Here is a 2,410-nt window from a genome sequence, read left to right as displayed (position 1 = left end):
TTACCTGTAATGAGTATGCATAATACGAGCGTCTTTGGTCACTACTATAAGTGCGACCCCAATGCCACGCAAACTCATCAAAAAGTATATGCCCGACGAGCGTAAGCTCCGAGAGCACAAACATCTCAGCTGGCTCGGACGCCACCTGCATGATCCCAACCTGTGGCATTTAACCCGCAGATCGGTATCTCGTGCGTTTGCTGTCGGTCTGTTTTGCGCCTTCTTGCCCATTCCTGCACAGATGGTCGTTGCTGCTGTTATGGCGGTCTTCTTTCGCAGCAACCTCCCAATCTCTGTTGGACTGGTCTGGCTCACGAACCCCCTGACGATGCCGCCTATTTTCTACGGCGCTTATTTGGTAGGCGATTTTATCTTGGGCAACCCTGCGGGAAACATCGAGTTCGAACTCTCGATGAGCTGGCTTAGCGAAAGCCTGTCACTGATTTGGTGGCCATTATTATTTGGTTCAATCATCTGCGGTGTAGTTTTTGGAGCGCTGGCATTTTTTGGTATCAATCAGTTCTGGGTATGGCACGTGAATCGCAGCTGGAAGCGCAGAAAAGAAAAAAGCCGCGATATGCGACTTAAATAGTGATTACCTGGCTTCCTATCAAACTGACTGGAAGCCGCATTTAGCTTAACCTAGCCTAACCTTCCAACACCGACTCAGCCTGCTGCTCAAATAATCCACCATCACGTAACTCGAAGACCCGTCCGGTACGGTGAGCCAGCTCAAGATCGTGCGTCACAATCACGAATGCGATATTCAAAGTACGATTTAGCTGCTCTATCAGCAATTGCACATCGTCCGCCGTCTTGCGATCCAGGTTACCGGTAGGCTCATCCATTAGGACACACGCAGGCTGCCCAATCAGTGACCGGGCAATCGCCACACGCTGACGCTCACCTCCACTAAGTTGGGCAGGCTTATGGGTAACACGCTCAGATAAACCTACGGCACCCAGCATCTCCGCCGCCCGTTCCCGAATATCCGAAACTTTGTCACCGCGTAATAGCAGCGGCATCGCAACGTTTTCCAATGCGGAAAATTCCGGTAACAAGTGGTGAAACTGATAAACAAAACCTAATTTTTCGTTGCGAATACGCGCGCGGCTTTTTTCTGATTGCTCATGCAGGTCTTTACCACCAACGCACATACGCCCGCTGGACGGCACATCCAAACCACCCAGAATATTCAGTAGCGTACTTTTACCTGACCCTGACTGCCCAACGATCGCAACACGCTCTCCTGGCTCCAGTGCAAAATTCAGATTATCCAATACCTTCAATTCGTGACCGCCTTCGCGATACACACGCGAAACGTTCTCGGCGAGCAAGATCGGCTCACTCATAACGCAAAGCCTCCGCAGGATGAGTTTTCGCTGCGCGGTATGCCGGATAGATGGTCGCCAGAAAACTAATTACCAACGCCGTACCGCAGATCGTAACGACATCAGGCCACTGCAGGTCAGATGGCAGGTAACTGATGAAGTAAACATCCGCATTCAGGAACTGTATACCAAAGGTACGCTCCACCCACGCCACCAGGTCCGATATAGTCAGCGCCAGAGTAATTCCCAGCGCGCCACCCAATAACGTACCGATAATACCGATCAACGTACCTTGCACCATGAAGATGCGCATAATTCTGCCCTTAGTGGCGCCCAGTGTACGTAGAATTGCCACATCAGCCTTCTTATCGGTAACGACCATCACCAATGTTGAAACGATGTTAAATGCCGCTACCAGAACGATAAGGAACAACAACAAGCCGATCATCCGCTTTTCCAGCTGAATCGCCTGAAACAAATTACCGTGGGTACGCGTCCAGTCACTGGTGCGATAGTAACCATCAAGTCCATTTGCGATTTCACGGGCCTTTTGCGGTGCAGTGAAGAGATCATCAAATTTGAGACGAATACCGTCGACGACATCCCCGCGATAACGCTTAATTTTCGCAGCATCGCCCATAGAGATATACGCCAAAGAAGCATCAAGCTCAGCCCCAACCTCAAACGTACCCACCACGGTAAAGCGCTTAAGGCGCGGCACCATCCCGGCAACACTGACTGTTGCCTCAGGCAGAACCAACGTCACTTTGTCGCCAACCCGCACACCCAAATAGCGCGCAAGCAGATCGCCTAAGACGATGCCAAAACGCTGTGTGTTTAACGTGTCCAGCGAGCCAGTTTTGATATGGTTTGCCAAAATGGAAACTTTACGTTCGCTCTCCGGATCAATGCCATACACCATCACCCCCCTTACAACGCCGCGATTGGTCAGCATCCCCTGCGCCTGAATAAACGGTGCTGACGCCTGTACGCTAGGACTCTGATCCACACCACCTTGTACAGACTGCCAGTCAGCCATCGGACGACCTAGCTCTGTAATCGTAGCGTGCGGCACCATA

At 51.2% G+C, this 2,410-nt stretch carries 3 protein-coding genes; 1 reads left to right on the top strand and 2 read right to left on the bottom strand.

Annotated elements, in window-relative coordinates; translation table 11 throughout:
- Window positions 1–88 precede the first annotated feature (88 nt).
- A complete protein-coding gene (locus ABYW01_RS19450) occupies window positions 89–592 on the top strand; it encodes a DUF2062 domain-containing protein (protein WP_372836016.1) in 504 nt (167 codons plus the stop codon).
- A 55-nt stretch (window positions 593–647) separates the two neighbouring features.
- Here ABYW01_RS19450 and lolD read toward each other — a convergent pair whose 3' ends face one another.
- A complete protein-coding gene (gene lolD, locus ABYW01_RS19445) occupies window positions 648–1,352 on the bottom strand; it encodes a lipoprotein-releasing ABC transporter ATP-binding protein LolD (protein ID WP_372836014.1) in 705 nt (234 codons plus the stop codon).
- A partial coding sequence (locus ABYW01_RS19440) for a lipoprotein-releasing ABC transporter permease subunit (RefSeq protein ID WP_372836012.1) occupies window positions 1,345–2,410 on the bottom strand: 1,066 nt, incomplete at its 5' end. The genes lolD and ABYW01_RS19440, both read right to left, overlap by 8 nt.

The sequence above is a fragment of the Pontibacterium sp. genome (genome assembly GCF_041587635.1).
Taxonomy (GTDB): Bacteria; Pseudomonadota; Gammaproteobacteria; order Pseudomonadales; family Balneatricaceae; genus Pontibacterium.
This window is presented reverse-complemented; position numbering and strand designations above follow the sequence as displayed.

Bases quoted from the DNA above. Each gene is read 5' to 3' on its own strand.
- lolD (WP_372836014.1), bottom strand. From the start codon at position 1,352: ATGAGTGAGCCGATCTTGCTCGCCGAGAACGTTTCGCGTGTGTATCGC.
- ABYW01_RS19450 (WP_372836016.1), top strand. From the start codon at position 89: ATGCCCGACGAGCGTAAGCTCCGAGAGCACAAACATCTCAGCTGGCTC.